We start from the raw sequence: 17,442 nt of genomic DNA on the forward strand, positions 1-17,442 counted from the left end.
AGCTAACCTATCCGCATTTTGTGTCCAAATCGTAATGCAACCGCTGTCACTACTCGACTAAGAGTTCCGACTCCAAGCTGGATATTAGGATCGACCTTGACGGGCGTACCGCGCACGAATCGCGATATGATTCTTAAAATGGCGTTCATGCTATTCCAAACTCTCTCCATCGCACCCTTCCCAAGCGGCAAGTCGCCAATTAAAACATCCTGATGGCAGACAAATGCTTCAGATATCGATGTAGGATAAGACTTGCCGGCTGTAGAATATCTGATGCCATTTTGGGCGCTGTCGATGATGAAGGATTCGTTTACGACACCGAAATTCTCTCCCAAAGGGAATACCTTAATATCCCGATTGGGCTTTATCCCTTCCGGGTATCGAAATACTTCCAGCGCTTCGTAGCAGATTATCGATCCTGCTTTCGCCACACGATGGTTTAATTTTCTCTTCCAGTCGTATATGCAGTCAGCGTCAATCCGCTTATCAATGTCTCCTTTCCATGTCTCGGTCTCGACACGTACAAGATCTGCTCCAGACCTTTCAAGCATTTCAGGCTCAAAATCTTCACCGATAAACTTGCAAATCGCGCCGACTTCTTTTGACGGGTTTACCACCAGATCTTCATAACGAACGGTGACCGAGCCTGAATCATCACGAAAAAACGGTTCACTTTGTTCATACACTGACATCCAGCGATAGAACTCGCCGACAAATGATTTGGACAAGCCAATGTTTTTTACTACTGATGGAATAGAGTCGCGAGGATCTCGAATTATGCGGATTATTTTTGCATCGGGATAGAGCAGTCTAATGGTGTCTGCATACATTATGTGCCGGGGAGTTTTTTCTGCCCATCGTACTTTTCCATGTCTATAGGCGAATGCGGCTGGAATTGCTGAATAAATTGCCGACGCGGTAGGCTCTTGAGTGCACAGGTATTTATTAATCGATTGTTCTGTCAGTCCAAAATGGCTCAGCATACTCTTTCCATCCGGATATAGAATGCTTTTAAGTTGCAGGACGGCCAGCTGGCGCCAATCCTTCTCACGAACTATCTGAACGGCGGTCTCTAGCGGTATTGCTCTGAATAGATCCGTTTCAGGACCACATGCAATCCGGCTGTGACTGCCAAGTATGGCTGACAGAAGCGAAGTTCCTGATCTCGGTGGTCCGACGATAAAAACAGGTGACGCAGAATCTGAAGCTATTTTTGTCATGGCGGCCGCAATGAATGTCTTTGGTCATAGAAAGCGATCATTCTATCGCAGATAGCTATTCTATTGACCCCAAAAGGAACCTAACCCGCTTTTGCACACACCTCCATCTAACTAAATCGGAAGTGTCAAATGGTACGAAGAAAGCGCTACAACCGCTACAACCGCTACAACGATGATTTCAAAGCAACAGCTAACGAAACTGGTTTCGCAGCTTCATAAGTACTGGGTACCTTCGTAGCCGAGATTTTAGCCATATGGGCAACGGAAACGCCCGGTTCGCAATTGGGTACCGATGGATATTGCCGTCAATACCCAAAAAGTCAGCCAGCAATGCCATTTTTTTCTCTGATTCGATAGGAAGAACAAGAAGGTCATCTTCTCTTCCGCGGAAGTATGATGCAACTTCATTTACATGATTGGTATAAGCCGACCTGAAAATCTTTGTATTAAAAACCGAGCTACCGTAAAGTGCCTTATGTAAAACCCTTTCGGCGTCCGAACTACTTAATTGGTCATTAAAATGGTTTTCGCAGGATCTCAACCATCCATCGATGCCCCTTGTTGTCAATATGAACTTCGACCCGGGATAACGTTTGTCCAGCTCTTTAAAGTAGTAGGCGATTTCGATATCTGTCGCTGAATCCATGCCATCAAGCTGATCAAAATCGAAGATTAGTTCTTTTTGGTCGTCAAGATGCAGCCATTCTGAGGGGTTGTGTATCGAATTTTTATACCCAAGTATCTTCAAAGCCTTCGTCAAACTGCTTGTTCCAGTCTTGGAGAGACCGACACCAAAAATTTTCATAATTATCCTAGATCAACATTAGATTAGTATTTAAGGGCTGTTTCCGAGAACGTATTCTCTCTTTATTGATAAATAGCTCTTGAGACGCAGCGGACTAGTTTGAGTGAAATCAACGGAAGACCTTTGGGTGGCGCCTCACATCACACCGAATTGGAGCTACCTGATGCGGTTTATAGAAGAAAAGTTCACTCAATATGTGAGGGTACTGCAGTATTCGCTCCGACTGAAGTAGCATCCCTACAACAAATGAGAGGCGCGACCAAGAGCGGGGCAGTTCCAGCTCAGAGATTGGCCCTGGAGTTAATGGCCGAACGAGTATCAGCCAGATACATTCCATTTTACAGAAACCGATAAAAACCGAGTCAATTAATCGTCTTTATTGGCGCATTTTTCCACTAGATCCGAAGACGCAGGATATACCCGTTTTGTGTTGGTCTGAATATATTTAACCAAAGTGTCACACCAGATCCTTTTCAATTTTTTACCGGCACGAGAATAGCGGGGTAGCGCGAAACATCTTACTCTGGCTAAGAACCTTTGTTGCGGTTAATATCTGTTCAAACCCTTAAATCATCTACATTTCATAAGCCAATAAAATATTCTTCGGATTCTGGCGTTGTTCATCAGCGGTAATGCCCCTTTAAGGGAAGGTCGCCCAATGACGTTATCCTAGATCCGTGCAGCAGCTTAGATTTGTAAGGATACAGCCTGGAGCTTCGACATTGAGAATCTGTTTTCTGCACCCTAAGCCTAATTATTCTGGAGGCTGTCGAGTTGTCGCGATATATGCGGAAGGGCTTGCCGCTCTCGGCCATGAAGTGTCCATCGTTTGTGGGTTCGGCGAACCTAAGACCAAAAATCCAATAAAGTGGCTGAGCGGCATTCTTCGGAGGCGAGAGAGGAAGGATTACGTTGAGAATTCACATTTTTCCAACCTAGAGAAGGTTCGTGTCAAGCTGTTGCCGGGTAATGATCGATTGAGAGACAGACATGTCCCAGATGCAGACGTCGTTATCGCTACCTGGTGGAAGACGGCGGACTGGGCATACGGTTTCAGCAAACGCAAGGGAAAGAAATTTTATTTCGTCCAGCACCATGAAACCCATCCGCATTTTCCAAGAGAGAAAGTCGAAGCCAGCTATCGTTACCCGTTAACAAAAATCGTAATAGCAAATTGGTTAGCTAACGTCATGGCAAAAAAATATGGAGATGCTAATGTTCATCTTGTACCGAATGCAGTAGATAAGTCTATGTTTTACCCGGAGAAGAAGCCGGATCCCAGGTCTACGGTCTTTTGCACAATGTACTCGAAAAGAAGGTTTAAAGGCTTCGATGTCACGATTTCAGCATTCCTGCATGCTAAGAAGACTCGACCGGATATACAGCTGATCATATTTGGTCGTGAAGATATAGCACGGCATACATCTATTGAAGGGGTAACAGTACTGGAGAATCCTAGTCAATCTCAAATACGAGAAACTTACGCGTTATCAGATGGCTATGTCTTTAGCAGTCGCACTGAAGGATTTGGCCTTCCGATTCTTGAGGCTCTCGCTTGTGGTTGCCCTGTAATCGCCACCAAGGCTGGATGCGCTGTAGATTACATCCAACCCGGTAAAAACGGATACCTTTCGGAGATAGATGACATGTTGAACCAATCAACTGCGATTCAAAAGATCGCCGATATGGCACACCCCGAGAGGCTCACTATGCGCGCTCATTGTATCGACTCCGTCAAGGACGTATCTTGGGAAAATTCGATTAAGCGTTTTGAGGATACGGTTGCCAGTTAGCATTCCGAAGATTAATAGGGAAGCTGAGGCTTTTCAGATTCACCTAGCACCCACGAATAGATGCGCAGGGTATTTTCTGCTTTTGTGTGCCAGGTATATTTATCTTTGATTTTCGACATCCCGTTTTTGCTTTTTTCAATCAATTCGCTCGGATTCTCTATAATCCGTTCGATCAAAGAGGTCAGTCGACATTCGATCTGCCGTTGATTACCGAGTTCTACCAGATAGCCACAGCTTTCGTCCACCAGTTCGGAAGGACCAGCGTAATCAACGACCACCGGGACAATTCCGCAAGCCATAGCCTCCAAAACTACTCCTCCGCCGAATTCTCTGATACTTGGAAAAATTAGTATATCGGCGTCCTTTAGATGAGCACTTAACTCAGAATGTGCGACATTCCCGTGTAGTTTTATACTCTTTTCGAGGCCCAAAGAATTAATCTGGCTTTGCAATTTTTCCATTTCTGGCCCTGCACCAAAAACGTCATACCGGATCCTACCAAGTGAAGCCACGTGTTGAATCGCATTGATTGCCATATCCACTCCCTTGTAGGGGACCAGGCGCCCTATAAATACTGCTCTCAGTAGTGGCTTACCTAATGATTCTCTACCAGTGACCGTGAATCTTTTTGTATCTATTCCGTTTTCGGGCATATAGATTACTTTATCATTAGCGTACTTTGGCAATTGCTGTTGTACTGCTCTAGATCCGGCTAAAATTGCCGAGCTCGTCTTACGCATTGATTTATAGCCTGGCAACAGTTTGTACATTTTCCGAAACTTGGTAAGCCATTCTTTTTCCTGACGCCTTCGATCACTGAACTGGTCTGGCCACTCAACTCCGCCGTTCATCGGCCCGACCACAAATGGGATACCGATCGATTTCAGTTTTTTAGCAAGGTAGCTCGGTGCGGTCGGGCTGACCGGTGTAATTCGATGCACCACATCGAATTCACCGTCTTTCAATCTCTGCGAGAATAGTCTCCAGCATTTATACTCAAAATAAGGATATATAAATGATTGAAAGGCCGTAGCAACAGTCCAGGCAAGCTTATCTCCTCCACGAACAATGCGTGAAATAAGATTTATCGGCTTTGCAATTAGCTCTGTATCTAATGCTGTGAACTCTTTACCTTCGACCCATCCTTGCCGTTCAATGGCTGCCTTATTCCTTATTTGTGTTACTAGGTGAATATCGCATAAACGCCCTAACGCTTCGGCATAAGACCAGCCGATCAAAGGTACACTCGTCCACTCCGGATTTGCCGCTTCAGCTAATACCAGTACTTTGTATTTTTTCACGTCCATATGTATTTCTGCCAAGAATTGACTATTTATCCAGAACCAGCTTTTCCTGAATTGAACAAAACTTTTCGATACTACTTTGCATGTTTGTATTCAACAGAGACCCTATGGAGTGTATCCCACGAATAATTCCTCTGAATCTTGGGAATAATGGGTCTCTGTAATAGACATCTTTTGCAGCTTCGATCACTGAGCGACGCAACAAAAATTTCCAGAGCCTGAACTTTGAACTTTTTAAATCAGGGCTGTTTATTCTATGTAGAAATACAAGGTTTATTGCCGTGAGAGCTGTTGTTGTATATGTGCTCAGGCGACCACCTGGCGATCCTATATGATGGAGTTTGGCATCTAGAGACTTTATTAGTAATCCAGATCTAGAAGCTCTATACGTGATATCGCTATCTTCTTCTGCCGAGTATCTGAGCAGCCTATTATCGAATTTCTCTTTCTTGGCAATTTCCGAACGCATAGTCAGTGAAAAGCCAGGCAATGTATTGCAAAAAGCGACCTTGAAATCTTTTAAAAATTCAGGCGCATCGTGGGAGGGGAAACTGTCTTCGTAGGGCAAAAAGCGACTGTTTGCATTTAAAATGAAACGCACAGCTTTTTTTACTACACCGCCCCCTGGACTGGAGGACAACAAGCTTGCTTCTTTTGAATTTGAGCAATTTAATGGATTTTGCCCTACATTTGCACCTGCAACAGCTGCAATCTGGCAATTTTTATCGGCTGTGTAGATCTCCATTATGCGTTCAGCACATTCTGGATACATCAATGTATCGTCATCGATGAAAAACAATACATCTCCACTACAAATTTCGGCTGCCTGATTCCGTTGTGCTGCAGCTGAGCGAACTAACGCTTCCTCATAAATAAGCGTTATACCATGCTCGTCCTGAAGTAGCGCCTCCACCGCTGCTTTATTTTCCCGCCAAGAACGACTGCCGTCGACTACTACTATCTCCTTGGGCCGGTAGGACTGAGCAAGTATGCAGTGGATACATTGTTCAAGTACATCCCTTCGCTCATAGGTTGCCAAGGCCAAAGACCAACTCATCATTTTATCTTTCCCTGATAGCTTGAGTGGAAGGTGAAATTAGGCACCGATATTAGAATCACATTCTAACATTAACGGGAGGGCAACATCGACGATGTTGGCTGGCCAGAATTTGCGCAAATATCATTTTCCGTCTTGGTTAAAAGCGAGGGATCTTGCGAGGAAATTCGAAGGAGTAAAGTCAGAGCCCCGATTGTGTTTCGGGGCTCTGATAATGCTAGTCGATAAGGAAGCCTTCTCGTATATAGTCATTTATGGCTGGCGCAGAATATCGGGTATCCCATGACTGTAAGGGGCGCTGCTTCACCACATCCATAAAGGCATCGAAGCTTCTATCACCACCTAGGTAAGCGTTGTAGTCAGCCAGTGTACGCTCGGGATCTCTATAGCTTGCACCAATATCGTCCTCACTTTCAAACTTGTACTCAATATTTCCGGACATCTGAACATTGCTGCTTACCGCAAATCCCTTAATGTTCAGAGTTGAATAATCTTGAGTTTCGTCGGGACTGCGCTTTGATACGATATTATCTTGAGCAATGAAATCGGCGAGGTCACCGCCCAGGTTGATTCCGTATAGAGCCCCCGTGCAAAGATTGTCAGCAGAGCACCCGTCTATCCCCTTGTGCATACTTTGTCCTTCAGACACCACATTGTCATATGCGTATGCGCGGGTACCCGCAGGAATATCTATAACGTTATACCCAATAAGCAAGCCGATCGCATTGCGTGCAAAGAAATTATTATCAGCAAGCCCTCCAGAACGCATCTGTACACCATGACTAGACGCTCTAACAGAAATATTTTCTTTAAAAAGAAGCTTGTTCCCATTTGAGCCCGCTTGGAGGTAGACGTTGTGGTTAAACATATTGGCGCCGGCGCCTGCGACGTCTGGGTGCCAACCGCCGTAGTCAAAGACATTTTCTTCAAGCGTGAGTTGTTCTACACCTTTCGCAAAAACATTCGATGGGCGATGAGATCTACTGGTGCTGGTTCCGGAAACGTAAGCACCAGTGAAGATATTGCGCCTTACCGTAAATGTACCGACCTTACTGCCCTCCCACTCCTGTATTACCAATTCAGCGTGGTCGATCAGACAGTCTTCGATCAAAATATCATGATTGGGCCCCATAAATGACAGCGTATCGTCATCCACAGGGTCGAAGCCTGGATTTGACCTGTCTTTTTTATAAGCGTAGAAATGCAGGCCAATGTAACTGATGTATTTCGAGTCACCATGGATATGACGCAGGTGGTTACCTGAAGATACGATCTTGGGGCGCGGTCCTGAACCATAAAATGCCATCACCGAAGGTTCAGACACAGACTTACCGCTGGGTATTTTGATATTTCCGGTTTCCCAACTATCTCCTCGCTTCAGATAAATATGGTCCGGGTAACCCACACGCATTTTCTCGATACCAGCCTGAATAGTTTTACAAGGTGAACTCTCGGAAAGACAGCCATTTGTATTACTACCGGCCGAATTACTGACATAGATCACCCTTGAATCATTGGAGGGCATAATCAGGGTGAAGCCTTCATTGGTGTATTGCGGAAGATTGCCACCACTGCTTGGATCAGTGACTTCAATTGAGACCGTCGCTTTCGACACCTCCGAATCTTGTCGGATTTCGTAAACGAATTGATCCGTCCCTGTAAAATCAGGGTCAGGCTGATACAAGAACATGCCTGTGACATCCATTTCCAAGCTCCCGGATTTAGGTTCTACCGACATTGCGAATGTCGCTTTATCTCTATCAACAGTGTCGTTGTTGAAAACAGCATTGCTCTCTGACGTCTCAAGCGTACCGCCGATTTCCATTTGATAGAAGTCGTTAGCAGCAAACACGGCTGATTCGCTGTAACCGATGACGCTAAATTCGAGTACAAACTGCTTTCCGGCGTCACCTTCCTTGTTATTTTCAGAGTAAGGTGTAACTGTGAGCACGTAATCGCCGGAAGGAAGAACTGAGGACTGGACACTTAAGTGGTCAGCACCGTGTGCTGCCGTATATGCAGGCGTATTTTCATAGCGATCAATGATGTATTCATTCGAGTCTTTGGCCCGCAAAGTAAACGCGACGCTGCTCGTTAGCTCATCATTGACTGGCTCGGCCACAAAATTAAAAAGGTCTGTGGAAAGTGTATTCAAATCAATCGTTTCACCACTCGAAAGCCTTGATTCAAACACTAAAATATTGTCCTCACTGTCAACGGTCACGAAATCAATCGCGGCAATCGCAGGCACTGTTGACTGGGGACCACCATCGTCTCCATCGATAACACTAAACCGGACAATTTTGCTATTTCCTTTTTCACCAGTTTTATCCGGACCCGCATAAGGAGTCACGGTGAGACTGTATTCACCAGTAGGAAGCTCTCCTTTGTCGATATGAAGGTTGTCGCTTTCGATAGCCATTGTATAGATGGCCACATTTTCGTGACGATCGATAGATACGGGGCCATCTAATAAGAAGTGGACACTGCCTGTTTTTGACGCATCATTGGATGTCGCTATGACATTCAGCTGATTTGTCGGGGCTTTGGAAAGGTCAACTACCGCACCTTCCGCCAGAGGAACAAACTCACTATAACCAGCGTCAGAAAATGCGACCACGGACAGGCTTTTAATAGCGGGGCCGTTATTTTCAGGATCAGGTTCGCCGGAATCTGACTCTTCGACCACGCGAACAGTCCGCGTTACTTGAGCAGAGAGACCACCTGAGTCCGTGACTCGATAGGTGAGTGTATAGCTACCCGCTTTACCTGTGTCTAAATCACTTTCGGTAACCACCTGATCTGTCAAAACACCATCTTCTTTATCAGACGCTGTAAAACCAGGTTCAAAAAAGTTGGAACCAACTTTTAATGAAACTTCAGAGGCTCCTGCTAGAGAGATTGTGGGTGGAGTGTTTTTCTCACCTTTGTCTTTTCCACTACCGCCTCCACAGCCTGTAGCCACAATGAAAATCAAAAAAAAGAGCGCTAAATTTCGGAGCCTTCGTAACATGGTTTTACCTCTACCTCGGGTAACTCGGTGCTGCGCATCTGTTTGGCTTATTGGCGCAAACTGGTTTACAGGAATTCCTGAATTTGCCTAATCGTATTGCTTTCGATCGCGACGCCACACTTTTGTTGTAGCAGAGCCCGCTGAATAATTGACTAGATACAGAATAAAAGTCACGCAATGCCGCGGCGCACGTTCAGTTTGATACACGGGCAAGCCCACCGTGAGGGATAAGAGGACTAAACACTGAGTGTGTGACCTAGTACGCGTAACCTAGGTGCTTTATCCGCTTCATCACAACTTCACAACATTGCGGTTTCCGAAAGAAATTAACCGGCATGTTTTATGCCAGTTCACTTAAGGTGTGTAAAAAATACACTGATTGGAGGTCAATATCAGGAAGCAATTCATATTTTCGATAACGATAACTTAAGTCTATATTGATAGATCACCCAATAGCTGAAACGAGATATTCCAACTATCCGACTCAGGGTCTTCCATCCATTTGACAAGTGGTCTCGACCAGTACCGATTGGTCAGTCAAATAGACATCCGAGTGTGATCACAATTTCCATCGCAAGCGCTGGAAGTAAAAGCGCATTACCTCAATCAACAATGACGACTGGGCCTTTGATACTGTAAGGAAAGATCACCCGACCAATACGAGTCGCCTGGGATAAGTCTACTCGACGGCTTCACGTGGGGTTTCGTTGAATCGCTTTGGATGTGTGTTTACTGAATTAAACATCACCCAACCTCGATTCTCTGCGGTCTAGCAAACTTTACTCTTGCATTATTTTTGACGGCTGATTTTATTGGCACAAATAACCCGATTGCGCAGCCATAGATGAACAAAACCCAGCTATCCTGAGAAGCATTCGGAATCTGATCGATCATCATAAGACAAATAATTACGCAATATACGGCGGTTACTCGCTGACCAACTCTGCTACCTATTTTGCAGACTACTCGATATCCAGATAAGACCGCCAACATTGGGAGACCGAACAATACTGCGTAGCTAGCTAGTCCGTATTTGCTTAGCACTATAATCCAATAGCCGTCTGTCACCGAGCCAAATACTCGATTTCGGTTCCAACCTCCCCAGCCGAACATAAACTTCTCTAGGCTGTGTTCTAGCATCATCTGCTCATGATGAAATCTGAATGCGAGACTCAGCGCCCGATCAGGCCAAACTTCACCGATAACTTCAACGAGCCAATCTCTAGGCACAAAACCAAAAATTGACATAATCGGATACAGGAATATGAATATTGCAATTGCCGATACTATTTTCACTCCCATTTTTGCACTTGTGAATATCATTATTACAGCACCCAGAACTCCGAGGATCCAAGCACCGACAGTTTTACAGACAACCAAGATAAGCGCCAAATAGATCACGAAAAATATGCTTGGTATATAGAGTATCTTCTGCCTTGCCTTCCAGAGTCCAACCGCCGCAACAAAAACGATTGCGGCAAAGTTCGCGACGAGGAGACCATGCCCCATAAAAACGACAGGCCTATATCCGCCAAATCGTATTTGCTGTGCAAATGAATGCGGGAAAAAGCCATATATCCAAGTATGTAATTGCGGGCTCAGGAGAACCTCGACAATAATAAACGGCGAATAGATGACACCGGCCAATACGAGATGTCTGAGCACGGTAATGCCATCATCAAGACTTCTGACCAGCAACGCACCAAGCAAAAACGGTATAAGCAATATGTAGCGATTTAATATCAGTGTAATCGCCTCTTTTAGTGGCATTGCCTGAATATAGAATTCGCCATTAAACGCAGGCTCTCTGTTTGTAAGAACTGTGGCGACAGGAAACAAAAGTCCGGCGATAATCATTACTTTTGCCCATTTGCTCTGGGGTAATTGACTTAGCCGGACCTTTCCAAGCAGCACACACCCTACAAGCGCACTGATAACTGATATAGACTCTTTGTTAAGGCTAGGAATTAGGGGAAGTTCAAAGCTGACCTTTACCGGAAGGAATAGATACCCACCTACAATCGTCCAAAAGCTCGCAACGAGAGGGCTAAGCCGTTTGAATAGAAGGATTGCGACAAGTGGCCAAATGACCAGACTTAGCTGTGCAACGATATTTGGCACGGAGTGTTCACTTTCGCTGTTTCGCAGGGAATGAATATTAGGCTCTTGAACTTTGCCAACCTCAAGGCATTGTCACTTAATTTAAATTCAGACCTTACAAGGGCTTCAGCTTCATCCAGCCGATTCACAATAGTTCTTTCAGTATCTTTAATGAACGCAATAATCGTAGCCGCAATTGAGTGCGCTTCGGGGCGAGCAATCAGACCTGTTTTTTTGTCACGGACCAACTCTGGAATGCCAGATATATTGGTTGAAATAACAGGAACTCGGCGCATCATAGCTTCCATAAGTACCACAGGAATTCCATCCATGTCACCATTAGAGTCCTTCTTCGCCGGTAAGACAAAAACATCAATACTGCCATACCAGCTCGCTACCTGGTCATGAGATATTTCCCCCAAAAACTTTGTATTCGGCCAAATACCACTACTTTTGGCCATTTCTTTTAACGCTGTCTCAAGTGGACCAGAACCGGCGATAACCAATTCGAATGGAATGCCGTTTTTTTTGAGTATACTAGCCGCGCTGATTAGTAGATCGATACCCTTCTTTTCAACAAGCCGTGCCAAGCAGCCTATTCGTAGAACAGTCGCCAAAGGCCTGAACGGACGAGGCTCAAAGGCTTTATCATCTACTCCACACCGAACCAGCCTTATTTTATCAGGCTGGATACCAGATTTTTGAAGAAGCTTTACATTATATTCAGAAATCGTTGCAATAAAACTTGCCCTTTCAGATTTTTCTCGTAAAAGATAGCCATGCTCAAATAGATCGTTAGCATGCGCTGTAATGCTGAAGTTTCCGCCATTCATTGCAGACGCATACATAGCAACATCGGCAGCAATATGACAAAAATGGCAATGTATATCTGCTATTTTTTGGGCAGCCAATTTATTTGCGAATTTCGCAGCCATTAAAAATCTATAGATCATCCCCAGAGCGCGCCGCGGCTGCTTAACGAGCTTCAGCACATCAGATGTTAGTACGCCTAATACGGTTAAGTATCCACTCGGCCTTCTCCAGAAACATAAAATTTGAGCAGCTAAAAGCTCGAACACCCCGGTTTCATACAAATATGTGCAAATGCTGCTGATACGTGCAACTTGTTCTGATTTACTGATATTTTTTACTGAATGCAAAGAGAAAGGAACTACATTTATACCTAATTTTTCAAGTTCTAGTATCTCGTTGTATACAAACGTGCTTGAACGCCCTGGTATTTCTGGGGCCAAATATGCAATTTGTGGACGCTGTGCAGTTAACATTTTTTAGGATTCCGTGTTTAACTGCTTGTTATCCATAAATTCAAGTGATCTTGCACACCCGCCGTCTGGCTTCCAGTTCGGAAAGCTTTTAGCTTCCATATAACTTGTTGCCTTCCGTTTTCCAACAAAAAGTGCCCGCCATTGAAATTGTCGTATTTCCTTAATAATGTCCGGATCTGAATATCGCTCTTTTCGTTGTAACAAGGAACGCAGGTACCCCCAAAACATTGCGGATCCGCCGATCAACAATGGGTATTCAACTGCCCGAAACAGGCAGGTTGCAAACATGTAGACAACTCCGGTGCCCATGAAATATTGCCCATACCCATGTCGCATACGGCCGGTTAGGACTCCGTGTTGACTTGAGCCCATAATCCGGAGATGAAGAAAGTTTAAGTTCGGATGGTCCCAGCTTCTGGCCTTCCATCCGAGCTTTCTACACTTGTGGCAATCAATTGCATCCCACATTACCTCCCTTACGAAGCCACCAATTTGCTGGAAACATGTGACTCTGTAGAATTTTGTCATTCCAGCGGACATTTCATCGCCACGCCGTTCACTAACCAGTCTACCTTCATGCTCGTTATATGGTTTTCCACTACAAGTGCCCAAACGGGGATCAGCTTCCATTTTTTCAATCAGTGTTTCAAAGTACTTTTCGGGTAATTCAAGATCTAGGTCTAATTTGCATATATACTGGTAGTCCGCGATATTGGCTTGTCGCAAACCAGCGTAAAATGCGTCGACGACACCAGGCCCTACGTTACGAAATCCCCGGTTCTCCCGCTTCACGACCTTAATGAATGGATATCGATCAGCGTATCGTTCAAGAATGATAGGTGATCTGTCTGTGGATCCATCATCAACGATAATCCATAATTTCGGCACCACCGACTGCGATACCACACTATCCAGTGTGCGCTCCATATACTCCGCTTCGTCGCGACAAGGCGATATGATCAGGTAATCTCTACTTTTCAACGTAGCTTCCTTGCAATTCGCATAATTAAGATTCGGCGTTCTGCCTGAGATGTATTGCAATTTGTCGGTTTATAAACGGCAATTTTAGGGCGTTATTAAAATACCGCATGGCCATGCGCTTGGGATTTTGCATCAGTCGGTAGAGCCACTCCAATCGTAATCTCTGCATCCAGTGCGGTGCGCGCTTTTCCGACCCCGCGAGAAAGAGCATCGATGCACCAATACAAAATGCGAGACCATCGAATCGTTCTTCGGACATGAGTTTGCTGGCTATTATTTCTTGCTGAGGTGAACCGACAGCTAGGAAAACATAGTTTGAGTGGGAATCGACAATGTTGGCGACGACATCTTTGACCTCTTCTGTTTTATTTATAAATCCCATAGAAGGATTATGATGGGCGATGTCAATGTATGGAAATCTACTGCTAATCTTTTCTAGTGTCTCTGCGTCTCCGCCCAAAATGTATACCTTATCTTCTTTCTTTATTTCGTCTCGGAATAGCCTAGCGGTGAGGTCACTCCCCGTAACTACGCCAGGTAGCCGGCATCCGTGTGCCTTCAGTATGAACTCCAGGATTCGGCTATCGCATAATGAGAGGGTTGCTGAGAAATATAAATCCCTCAGCTTACGGCCAGAGGGCACCTCAGCAAGTCGCGCAAGATGATCGATGTTGGGAGTTATTATGTATCCCTTTTTGTTATTGCATCGCATGAATCTAATTTCCGACAAGACGCGATCCATACAGGCCATGTCAATTCTACATAGACCTAAATTTAGCGATTCAACTTTGGGCTGCATAATTTTTTTACTTATACTCAATAATTGAGGATTTTCTACCTGCTAGTTGCGTGAGAAAATATTTCGTAGCACCAAGAAACTGCGGAAATTTTGCCAGTATTGTAAACATGCTATAAACGAGGGATCGACGAATTGAATTTCGAAGCTTTATTCGCCGTAGAAATATTCTGATCGCGATGGCTGGATAAGCCATCAGGATTAAAATTGATATCGGCGCAAATGCTGGCGCAAGAGTTAGCGCGGCCACTGGTATAAAAAATGCCCAGAAAAAAATGCTTGAAATTTCCCTCACACAATACGGCCGTTTTTTCGTAGCATGCATTGCGCAGCGCTCTGCGTATGCGAATCCAGCCCGTACATTTCTGAGCCAGAATTGCCTGAAGCTCGTCATCGCAGCATCGTGCGATGTCATCTCGCTATCTATTCTCCAGACGCGCCAGTTCTCTTTTCGCAATCTGAAGCACATTTCAGGCTCCTCTCCAGCAATCATGTCAGAGTTAAAAGCCTGGACACTTTCTAAAGCGGTTCTACGAGCAAGAAAATCTCCGCCACATGCTTTGGATTCTCCGATAGGTGTATCCCACTCAATGTCACACAGTGCGTTGTATACGGTTTTCTGCGGATATACCTCTCTTCTTCGGCCGCACACGATGGCAGCCTCTGGGTTCACTGAAGAAAATGCTATTGCCTTCGATAGCCACCCGGGTTGCAATGAACAATCACCGTCGATAAATTGAATAAATTCGACCACCGGACTTATTTCGATCAGGCGCTCCAGGCCTGCGTTTCTAGCTCGTGCCGCCGTGAAAGGTCGCGTGGCTTCGAGCTGCACCACGTCGCATCCGAGATTTTTTGCAGAATCAACACTACCATCGACGGAACCTGAATCGACATAGACTATCGGAGTTAATATCAAGTCGGAGACTGATTCGTCACTGGCGCTTTCGCCAACAAGCATCTCTCGTCGCAGGGCAATTGACTGCTCAAGAATAGATTCCAGACAGCGGCGAAGTCGTTCCCCTTCATTTCTTCCGATAACGACAAAGCCAAGAGCTAGCATCTTTTCTGCCCTAAGGTGCGCTTCACGCATATTTATGAATTCTCGCCAGATCTACTTTATCGGTTGGCTTACTCCATTCCATCGGTTTCCCCAACACGACTTTCTTATAGCTTTCGCAATCAAGATTAGTATTAAATAACGTACCCAGCATTTTTAGCTCTTCATCAAATGTAGCTTCCAATTTTCGTATACTGGCGGCTGATAGATTTGGCCTCTTTGACATTTGCATTCTTGACTTAATCGAATTGCGAAATGTGGCAGGGACAAGGGTGCGCCTTATGATCGTCAAGAGCGGATTACGAATCAGGAAATTAGTAAATGCATTCGTTCTCAGGCGGGCAGATGAAACATTTGTTTTTGCATGCGAGTCGATCCACGCAACCTCTTGCTTATAACCTATAAATTTTGCAATCCGTGAGAGTTCTTGTGCGGGATTACGTTTGATTCTCTCGAAGAATACTGGAAGAATATTTTCTTTCCCGTAGTGAGCAAGGTATGGAGATAACTGGGTTGCATAGCAACTATATTTTACGAGTTCCGGGTGCAAATCAATTGCGTGATTAATATCGACCCGGATATTGTTGCAGCTCCATTCATGTATATATTGTGATACCAAGCGATCTATCGGGTCTCGCATGATGTAAATAAGTTTTACGTCAGGTAATGCATCGGAAAGCCTTGCAAAGCACTGCGGGTACGTTGGAATTTTCGTGTAATGGGTGCTGGCCTCTCCGAGGATGTCATCTGCCTTTGCGGCTTCGAAAAGTCTTTCATACCAGCTTGCACCACGCGCATACTGAGAATCATCACTGAAGAAGTTTGGCTCCTTTAGATCCGGCATATACACGCCATCGAGCAAACGCAATTGCTCGTAAATCGTTGTAGTAGCTGACTTCATTGCGCCAATAATTATAAAGTCCGGTCGCTTTCCGGGTTTCAATATATTCATGACTGGGCCACCTGATTACCGTATGCAGAAACTCTTTTATTGGTGCCCTTTTCCCCGGATAGAAAACCGAGCCAAAGATCCCGCCACTCACCCGAAATTGATGGGCCGGGAGCACGCCCGAGCAGGCACTTTGAGAGTCGCAAGATTCGGCCAGCACACCAGGCGAGATTTGCAGCAAATAGCTTTCGTCTACCGCCTAGCAGGAGAAAGTAACGCGATCTGGATCGATAGAAATAGGCGGGGACGCGCTTTCTCGCATTGCCATTCTTCTTGACGCTGGAGGTTCCCCCACGCAAATGTACTACGCGGGCATCTAATTCTTGCTTGATGCTGTAACCTGCACGCTTTATCCGCAAGCAATACTCGATATCCTCAAAATACATGAAGAACGATTCATCCATGCGGCCAATTTGCGTGACGATATCCGAGCGCAGCAGCACGCAAGCGAAACTAACCCAGTCCAATTCCTGGTCTGGCTCATTGAGCTCTATTGGCGTGTTCTTATACTTGAGCAGCTTTGTTACTAACTCAATCTGGGCACCGCGAATTAACTCACTGGTCACACCCCTGCGGCGAAAGCGACTTACTTGCTGCTGTCCATCAAGGTATTCGAGACGTGGACCGAGGGCCCCGATAGTTCGGTCGCCCTCCATTCTGGAGAGGAGCACTGAAATCGCACCCGGGCGGACAATCGTGTCGCTATTCAGCAGGAGATAATACTCAGCTTCTACCTGCGACATTCCGAAGTTGTTGCCCGCAGAAAAGCCGCCATTTACTGAAGATGCACACAACCGGATTTTCGTGCTGAAGGCTGCTGGGCAGCTTTTTAACCAATGCTCGAGAAGTTCGATTGAATGATCACCGGAAGCATTATCCACAACGACGGCTTGCGCATTCAGGCCAGATAGCTGCGGGACCAAGCTCTTTAGGCAATCCTGAACGAGATCCGGAGTACAGTAATTAACAATCACTACTGCAAGCTTGAGGGGGGCGCGACCTTCCATTGTCTGCTTCTTTATTGCCGCCATTTCAGGGGGAAATGCGGGAAAATCCATTTAAATGTTGCAACCTTCGT

13 protein-coding genes are annotated in these 17,442 nt (G+C 45.4%); 1 reads left to right on the forward strand and 12 read right to left on the reverse strand.

Translation table 11 applies throughout. The annotated features are described in order from the left end of the window. Nucleotides 1-2: 2 nt before the first annotated feature. Together AU182_RS01265 and AU182_RS01270 are read right to left on the reverse strand one after the other, a co-directional pair. Nucleotides 3-1,220, reverse strand: coding sequence for a sulfotransferase (locus AU182_RS01265; RefSeq protein ID WP_082859135.1), 1,218 nt, complete (start codon nucleotides 1,218-1,220; stop codon nucleotides 3-5). Between the two features lie 190 nt (nucleotides 1,221-1,410). Then, complete coding sequence (locus AU182_RS01270; protein WP_153039078.1) at nucleotides 1,411-2,025, reverse strand: sulfotransferase; 615 nt, start codon at nucleotides 2,023-2,025, stop codon at nucleotides 1,411-1,413. A 722-nt stretch (nucleotides 2,026-2,747) separates the two neighbouring features. On the opposite strand from AU182_RS01270, the gene AU182_RS01275 reads away from it, so the two are divergent. After that, nucleotides 2,748-3,818, forward strand: coding sequence for a glycosyltransferase family 4 protein (locus tag AU182_RS01275; RefSeq protein WP_066959596.1), 1,071 nt, complete (start codon nucleotides 2,748-2,750; stop codon nucleotides 3,816-3,818). Between the two features lie 11 nt (nucleotides 3,819-3,829). Here AU182_RS01275 and AU182_RS01280 read toward each other — a convergent pair whose 3' ends face one another. From AU182_RS01280 to AU182_RS01320, 10 genes are all read right to left on the reverse strand, one after another. Then, nucleotides 3,830-5,125: a glycosyltransferase family 4 protein gene (locus AU182_RS01280; RefSeq protein ID WP_066959598.1), complete on the reverse strand. Its 1,296-nt coding sequence runs from the start codon at nucleotides 5,123-5,125 to the stop codon at nucleotides 3,830-3,832. Between the two features lie 22 nt (nucleotides 5,126-5,147). After that, nucleotides 5,148-6,182 carry a glycosyltransferase family A protein gene (locus AU182_RS16155; protein ID WP_082859137.1) on the reverse strand — a complete coding sequence of 345 codons (1,035 nt, stop codon included), beginning with the start codon at nucleotides 6,180-6,182 and terminating at the stop codon, nucleotides 5,148-5,150. A gap of 214 nt (nucleotides 6,183-6,396) precedes the next feature. Continuing rightward, nucleotides 6,397-9,192, reverse strand: a complete 2,796-nt coding sequence (locus tag AU182_RS01285; RefSeq protein ID WP_082859138.1) for an immunoglobulin-like domain-containing protein — start codon at nucleotides 9,190-9,192, stop codon at nucleotides 6,397-6,399. Nucleotides 9,193-9,936: 744 nt separating this feature from the next. Then, nucleotides 9,937-11,313 (reverse strand): hypothetical protein, encoded by a 1,377-nt coding sequence (locus tag AU182_RS01290; RefSeq protein ID WP_153039079.1) that lies wholly within the window; start codon nucleotides 11,311-11,313, stop codon nucleotides 9,937-9,939. Beyond that, nucleotides 11,289-12,578, reverse strand: coding sequence for a glycosyltransferase (locus AU182_RS01295; protein WP_066959603.1), 1,290 nt, complete (start codon nucleotides 12,576-12,578; stop codon nucleotides 11,289-11,291). The genes AU182_RS01290 and AU182_RS01295 overlap by 25 nt, the downstream gene beginning before the upstream one ends. Nucleotides 12,579-12,581: 3 nt before the next feature. Further along, a complete protein-coding gene (locus AU182_RS01300) occupies nucleotides 12,582-13,559 on the reverse strand; it encodes a glycosyltransferase family 2 protein (protein ID WP_227718074.1) in 978 nt (325 codons plus the stop codon). 25 nt (nucleotides 13,560-13,584) lie between these two features. Then, the gene (locus tag AU182_RS01305; RefSeq protein ID WP_193754267.1) at nucleotides 13,585-14,271 is read right to left on the reverse strand and encodes a WecB/TagA/CpsF family glycosyltransferase; all 687 of its coding nucleotides are present in this window, start codon (nucleotides 14,269-14,271) and stop codon (nucleotides 13,585-13,587) included. A gap of 94 nt (nucleotides 14,272-14,365) precedes the next feature. After that, nucleotides 14,366-15,448, reverse strand: a complete 1,083-nt coding sequence (locus AU182_RS01310; protein ID WP_227718075.1) for a glycosyltransferase family 2 protein — start codon at nucleotides 15,446-15,448, stop codon at nucleotides 14,366-14,368. Then, nucleotides 15,441-16,367, reverse strand: a complete 927-nt coding sequence (locus AU182_RS01315; protein ID WP_082859140.1) for a sulfotransferase domain-containing protein — start codon at nucleotides 16,365-16,367, stop codon at nucleotides 15,441-15,443. Before AU182_RS01315 ends, AU182_RS01310 begins: the two co-directional genes overlap by 8 nt. Then, nucleotides 16,364-17,422: a glycosyltransferase family 2 protein gene (locus AU182_RS01320; protein WP_082859141.1), complete on the reverse strand. Its 1,059-nt coding sequence runs from the start codon at nucleotides 17,420-17,422 to the stop codon at nucleotides 16,364-16,366. Before AU182_RS01320 ends, AU182_RS01315 begins: the two co-directional genes overlap by 4 nt. Nucleotides 17,423-17,442 lie beyond the last annotated feature (20 nt).

Origin of the sequence: Microbulbifer sp. Q7 (assembly GCF_001639145.1) — a bacterium.
Lineage (GTDB): Bacteria > Pseudomonadota > Gammaproteobacteria > Pseudomonadales > Cellvibrionaceae > Microbulbifer.

Bases quoted from the DNA above. Each gene is read 5' to 3' on its own strand.
- AU182_RS01265 (WP_082859135.1), bottom strand. From the start codon at position 1,220: ATGACAAAAATAGCTTCAGATTCTGCGTCACCTGTTTTTATCGTCGGA.
- AU182_RS01270 (WP_153039078.1), bottom strand. From the start codon at position 2,025: ATGAAAATTTTTGGTGTCGGTCTCTCCAAGACTGGAACAAGCAGTTTG.
- AU182_RS01280 (WP_066959598.1), bottom strand. From the start codon at position 5,125: ATGGACGTGAAAAAATACAAAGTACTGGTATTAGCTGAAGCGGCAAAT.
- AU182_RS16155 (WP_082859137.1), bottom strand. From the start codon at position 6,182: ATGATGAGTTGGTCTTTGGCCTTGGCAACCTATGAGCGAAGGGATGTA.
- AU182_RS01285 (WP_082859138.1), bottom strand. From the start codon at position 9,192: ATGTTACGAAGGCTCCGAAATTTAGCGCTCTTTTTTTTGATTTTCATT.
- AU182_RS01295 (WP_066959603.1), bottom strand. From the start codon at position 12,578: ATGTTAACTGCACAGCGTCCACAAATTGCATATTTGGCCCCAGAAATA.
- AU182_RS01305 (WP_193754267.1), bottom strand. From the start codon at position 14,271: ATGCGATGCAATAACAAAAAGGGATACATAATAACTCCCAACATCGAT.
- AU182_RS01310 (WP_227718075.1), bottom strand. From the start codon at position 15,448: ATGCGTGAAGCGCACCTTAGGGCAGAAAAGATGCTAGCTCTTGGCTTT.
- AU182_RS01315 (WP_082859140.1), bottom strand. From the start codon at position 16,367: ATGAATATATTGAAACCCGGAAAGCGACCGGACTTTATAATTATTGGC.
- AU182_RS01320 (WP_082859141.1), bottom strand. From the start codon at position 17,422: ATGGATTTTCCCGCATTTCCCCCTGAAATGGCGGCAATAAAGAAGCAG.